General features: G+C 38.4%; 3 protein-coding genes. All 3 read left to right on the top strand.

What is annotated here, in order from left to right; translation table 11 throughout:
- Positions 1–1,189, top strand: a 1,189-nt coding sequence (locus tag QZ620_RS13065; protein WP_295182442.1) for an SbcC/MukB-like Walker B domain-containing protein, incomplete at its 5' end; no start/stop codon positions are given.
- A gap of 312 nt (positions 1,190–1,501) precedes the next feature.
- On the top strand, positions 1,502–2,353 hold the full coding sequence (locus QZ620_RS13060; RefSeq protein ID WP_295182439.1) for a universal stress protein: 852 nt from the start codon (positions 1,502–1,504) through the stop codon (positions 2,351–2,353).
- Between the two features lie 122 nt (positions 2,354–2,475).
- Positions 2,476–6,086 (top strand): hypothetical protein (locus tag QZ620_RS13055; protein ID WP_295182436.1); only part of this gene is annotated, 3,611 nt, incomplete at its 3' end.

Here is a 6,086-nt window from a genome sequence, read left to right as displayed (position 1 = left end):
TAAGGAAGAATTTCAGAAATATGAGAACAGTCTGGAAGAGAAATCCCGGGATCTGGCGAACATGGAAAGGTCTTTGCGTCTTAGCAATTCTTACAAGAATGCGCTGCCTATCGTGGATGAAATTCAGGAAATTATTGATGCGGGTAAAAACCTGAAATTACAGATCGATGGCCTTTATTCAGGATCGAATATTCAAAATGATGTACAGCAACTGCATACAAATTGGATCAGACTGCTTCAGGAAAGAAATAGCCTTACAGAGCAACTGAAAACTATTACTTCTCAGTATTCCAGAATCATAGAAAACCAGGAGAAAGTAGAAAGCGAACTTAAAAGCTTCTGCTTGGAAAATGATTTTGAAAGTATAGAAGCTGCCAGGAAATTTTTGTTGAGCGAATTGGAAGCCAGCAACTATAGAAAAGAAAAACAGCAGATCACCGATCGATTGACCAGTGTTAATGCTTCTGCTAAAACACTATTGGAACAGCTATCAAAATTGAAAAAGATCGAACCTGAACAAGAGCGTTCGATACTCGAAAAACAGCTGGAAGACAAGACAACTAAACTGGGTAGCATGGATACTGCTTGTAAAGAGATCGATAGAATCTTAAAAAACTACGAAGAGAATATAGATCGTAAAACAAAACTGCAAAAGGAAATCTCAGAAAAGGAAAAGCAGAGTAAAAGATGGCGTATTCTTAATGAACTTATAGGAGATTCTAAAGGAAAAAAATTCAACGATTTCGCCCAGGATCTTACTTTATCAAGATTACTAAGTCTTGCCAACGTTCGATTAAAAGATCTCAATGATCGCTATCTTATAGATAAACCGGAAGCACAGGAAGACGACGGACTCGTGGCAATTGATCAGCATATGGGTGGTCAGCGAAGATCTGTCAAAACGCTGTCTGGCGGAGAAACTTTTATACTCAGCCTGAGCATGGCGCTGGCATTGTCTGACCTTGCTTCTAAAAATGTAGAAATTAACAGTCTGTTTATCGATGAAGGTTTTGGAACGCTGGATCCTGAAACACTGGATCAAACCCTGGATACGCTGGAAAGGTTGCAGGCCGAAAGTTCCAAGACCATTGGAATTATAAGTCACGTTGATTCATTGAAAGAGAGAATTTCCACGCAAATAAAATTAACAAGAAATGGACAGGGATATAGTAGCCTGGAAATAACTTAAAAGAGAAAAGCCGGACTCTCCGGCTTTGTCTTAGGCTAATTCAATGATTAAAAATTAAAAATTGAACCATAGTTTTAAATTTTATTTCTCCATATAAACCTCCTTCTTTTAAGTCTCAATATATTTACGACAATTTGTAAGCCAGGGTTTTACGGGAATCGACACTATTAGTTAAATGATTAACACAAAAGCAACTATTAAGATTATTTTCCCTGTTTTCAGCAGGTTTTATCACAAAGTGACTGCAAAGCTGAATTTCATACCACTGAGTTTAATTATATTTACTCAAACTGTCTACTACACACATTATTTATGGAAAAGAAGATCCTAGTCCCTACCAATTTCACCAAACATTCATGGAGCGCATTGATTTTTGCCATGAAGCTTTTCAAAAAATTTCCATGCACTTTCTATCTAATTAACGTTTATAGCTCTCGCGGTTCATTAAGCGAAGCGATGTCCATCCACAAGGAGGATGATGAGGAAACCAATGCCTCTGTTTCTGAAAAAGGACTCGCCAGGATCATGCAGGGCTTAAATTTCAGAAAAGAGAATCAAAAACATCGATTTGAGCAGATAAGTTTTGATGGCAGTCTGGTTGAAGGAATTCAGGAGCAGGTGAATAAACTTGGGATCGATATGATCATTGTAGGTTCGCCAGGCGATACTGCGGGAATCAATACTGCGGAGAATAACAAGATCTCCAAGATCACTGAAAAGGTCAAAGAATGTCCGGTACTGGTCATCCCGGAAAAATATGAAACTGCGATCGATCCTAATCTGGAAATCGTGTTTCCAACAAATTTACGCAAGCCCTTCAAGCCAAGCGAACTGGAACATTTGATAGAACTTGCTCAAAATACAGAATGTTCCATTAGAGTACTCTATATCAATACGGAAGGGAAAGCACTCTCAACCGATCAGGAGAAGAATAAAGAAGACCTGTTGAAGCAACTATCTAAGGTAAACACCAGTTATCATATGCTTACTAAAACCAGTCCTACAACCGGAGTGCATTTATTCATTGAAAGCAGGGAAAGTGATTTTCTTGCGTTGTATCAAAGAAAACAAGGATTCTTCGGAAAGATTTTTAATAAAGCGGCTATCGAGGATATCGATTTTGATCCAAAATTACCAGTGCTTATTCTGAAGGAAATACGCTAAGAATTTTAATTATAGTATCCTGATATTGGTTTCATATGAAAATGTGGAACCAATTCATTTTTAATGTATTTTGGATCACTAAGATTTCACCTGATTAACCTGGAAAGAGCTTAACCAAATCTGTGGATAATACCAGCAAGAAAAAAAAGAAAAATAAGCCTAATTGGATCAAACGCATTCTTATTGGGTTGGGTCTGCTATTTCTTGCGCCCCTGTTTCTTTTCACACTGGGATGGTTTAGTCGAGACCTTTTGATTGATGAGCTTCAAGTATGGTATGAAGCGAATAGTAATGGAACTTTGGAAATTGGAGAAGTAAACGCAAATTTTATCACTGGTTTTCCAAACGTTGGTTTTAGCATAGAGGATGTCAAACAAAGCAGTTTTGACACCATTCTGGATAAGAGAACCATCATTAAGCTAGCACGAGCAGATGTGAATATCGCTGCAAAAGACCTGATGCGGGGAAATATTCAGTTTCGTAAAATCAAGATTAGAGATGCCAGTGTTCATACGCAAGTTATTACTGAAAAAAATCTGCAGCAGTATATCGAACTGAAGCTTATCAAGCAACTCGAACAGAACAGCGGATTTGACCTTCCCTCCTGGGTTCACCCTGATAAAACGAATTTTCAGCTGCAGAACGTTCACTTTATTGCTGAAAATAAAATCCTTCACAAGTATTTCGATCTTGTTGCAGAAAATGTTTCCGGACAAATTGGATCAAATGACGAAGTCATCAGTGGAAATATAACCTACGAAGTTTTTATCAACGATCTTGGCTTCAATACCCGAAAAGGTAATTTTATCAATGGAGCCCAGGCCACGGGAAACCCTGAATTTGAACTAAAAAAATCCAATAATACGCTGAATTTGCCAGCCTTTAAACTTCGGCTGGATGATCAAAATTTCGAAGCTGAAGCTCAATTCGTGTTTGATAAACTTACTGCATACGAATTCAGTCTAAAAAATGAGCTAACAGATTTCAGGAAAATCCAGCAGTTCCTGGCAGATTCCCTGGCCGCTAAGGTGAAACCATACCAGCTTCAGGATCCCATCGCTACCAATTTGAAACTAAAAGGAAAATTTGCATACGGAGACGTTCCTTTTATTCATGTCGACTTCAGTACGAATAATAATAAGCTTCAATTATTCGAGGAACTTGAACTGGAAAACGTACAATCGCAAGGAATTCTCACGAACAACCTAAATTCGACAGACTCTCTGGCAGAACAACCCGGCAAGCGAGATATCAAGCTTTATTTTAAAGATTTTTCAGCGAATCTGGAAGATATTCAGGTAAATGCTCAGGACAGTTATTACCAGTCTACGGCGAATCTAAGAAACCAGGTCAGGGCAAATGTACAGGTCAAAGGTTCTAATGAAACCATGGCCAGGACTCTTGATCACGAGAACTTCAGCTTCAAGGGCGGGCAATTTTCTCTGGATGCAACCATAGATGGCAATATCGATGATCCATATATGATCCTTAATGCTGCCAAAGGGACATTTACTATGGGAAATACCCAGGTAGCTCTTAAGGAAAACAATGTACAGTTACCACTGCGGCGTCTTGATCTAAAATTGGATAACAACAATTCCATTCTCAGGCAATTGCAAATCGACCTGCCCAATGGGGAAAGTTTGAATTTTAGAGGTAATGTAAAGAATGTTTCAGCGTTAATGGTTTCAAACCCTTCAACGCCTGCAGAGGCCAGTCTTATTTTAAACTCCGATGCTCTTAATCTTGATGACCTCATCAATACGGCCACTAAATTCACTTCAGAAAATAAAGGTGATCAGGATAATTTAAAGACATTGCATCAAACACTGGCGACGATCTATAAAAAATTTCAACCTGGCTTTCAGCTGAATCTAAATTCTGTGATCTACCAGGATAACTTATTTCAAAATTTAAAAGCTCGGGTACATCTAAGCAATTCTGAAGTTATTCAGTTCGATCAGCTTCAGTTCGATTACCAGGATGCAGAAACTTTGCTTTCCGGAAGTGTTCGGGTTCCAGAAGTCAAAGAGAATAATCGAGAGCCTATTTTTATAAATGTAACCGCAGATTCGAAAGGCTCTATCAGAGTTTTTCAGGATCTATTCAATATTAAACTGGTTTCTTTGCGAAAGGGTGATTTTGCCTTTCAAGGTAAATTTACGGGTAACGTTCAGTACTTCGATGAGTTGCTGAGAAATGCTGAAGGTGATCTACAATTATCTGGCACAGAATTTTACTATCCCGAGGCTGAATTGAAATTCGCCATGGATACCTTGCATGTAGAAATTGAGAAGAGCGATATCCAGATCGATAGATTTGCATTGGAAACTATAGGTCATCACCCAATTTATCTACAGAGTAAGATCACAGATTTCGCTTCTTTCCTACTGGAGGAAGATACCGATACTGGAAGTATTGCTGTAAAACTGGATGCAGATTACATTGATATGGATCAGTGGCTGGAATCCATTGCTGAAATGGAGCGAAACAGTTTGAAGGATATCAACAAGAATACACATGTTTCAAATATATTCAAGGATATTTATAAGTTTCATCCAGAGTTCCAGGTTGAGTTAGACTCCGTAAAGTTCAATGATCTTATTTCTGAAAATCTTCAAGCTTTTGTGAATTTCGAAAATGACTCGATCCTTAAACTGGACGATCTCAATCTTCAATTTAAAGACACCCGCGCCAGTATTCAGGGCTCAATTACTGCAAATCAGCCTGTGATTAATACTGAATCTGAAAATCCTTTTGACTTCCAGTTTTCCCTCGCCATGAATGGAAAATCCAAAGATCTTAATGAGCTTTTAAATACCGTTAACTTTGAACTAAGTTCTGGTGATTTTGAGTTTACCGGAAGTTACCAGGGACAGGCACAGGATCTTAGTATTCTTAATTCTAATGCTGAAGGTGACCTAAAACTTGGTGCGACCCTTGTCAGGATCAACGAAACAGAGCTTCAAATCCCCGTGGACAGCCTGCATTTGATGATTAAGAATGATCTTGCAACTCTTGATCGACTCGATGTGGATCTACCTGGTAAAAGTTCGATCGATATCACAGGTACTATCGATCATTTTTCGAATTTTATTAATAATGAACAGTTGGAACTTGCGCATACTTCTAATTTCATGTTTAGATCGCCCTACCTGGATAGTAAGGATATTGCTGAATTTATAGGCTCTGATACCTCGAAGAGAAAGAAAAAGACTAGATCTGAATTTAAAGTCACTAATCTCAAGGATATTCTCAGGAATATTAATGACTCTTATTTTCCAACGGCCAGTGTCGCCCTGGACAGCGTTATCATTGAAGGGCTGGGAGTTTCAGATTTTAATGCCAAGTTAAGTTTTGACCCTGATGGCAATTTTGAACTGACCAATACGAACTTCAGTTACCACCAAGGATCAATTAATGTTGAAATTCTCGCTAGCGTTGATTCATCGGAAGTGCTTCCTGTACATTTGATGACAGAGATCGAAGCTATAGATATTCAAAAGCTTATAGCAGATCTCGACTATCTTAATATGGAAGAATTACGTTCTGCTGAAAAAATTGCAGGAACACTTGATCTAAAGATTGATGCCAGAACTAAGTTATTGTCAAACGGCAACATAGATATCAACTCACTGAACGGCAGCATAGTATTCGACCTGCAAGATCTGGAACTATACAATTTTAAGCCAGTTCTGGAGTCGGTAGTTCTAATGAAAGAAGAGCGTTTTGA

This window comes from uncultured Christiangramia sp., assembly GCF_913046405.1.
GTDB classification, from domain to species: Bacteria; Bacteroidota; Bacteroidia; order Flavobacteriales; family Flavobacteriaceae; genus Christiangramia; species Christiangramia marina.
The sequence above is the reverse complement of the archived record's forward strand: the minus strand, read 5'-3'. Positions and strand labels throughout refer to the sequence as shown.

Excerpts from the sequence above, each read along its gene's own strand:
- QZ620_RS13060 (WP_295182439.1), top strand. The coding sequence starts at position 1,502 with ATGGAAAAGAAGATCCTAGTCCCTACCAATTTCACCAAACATTCATGG.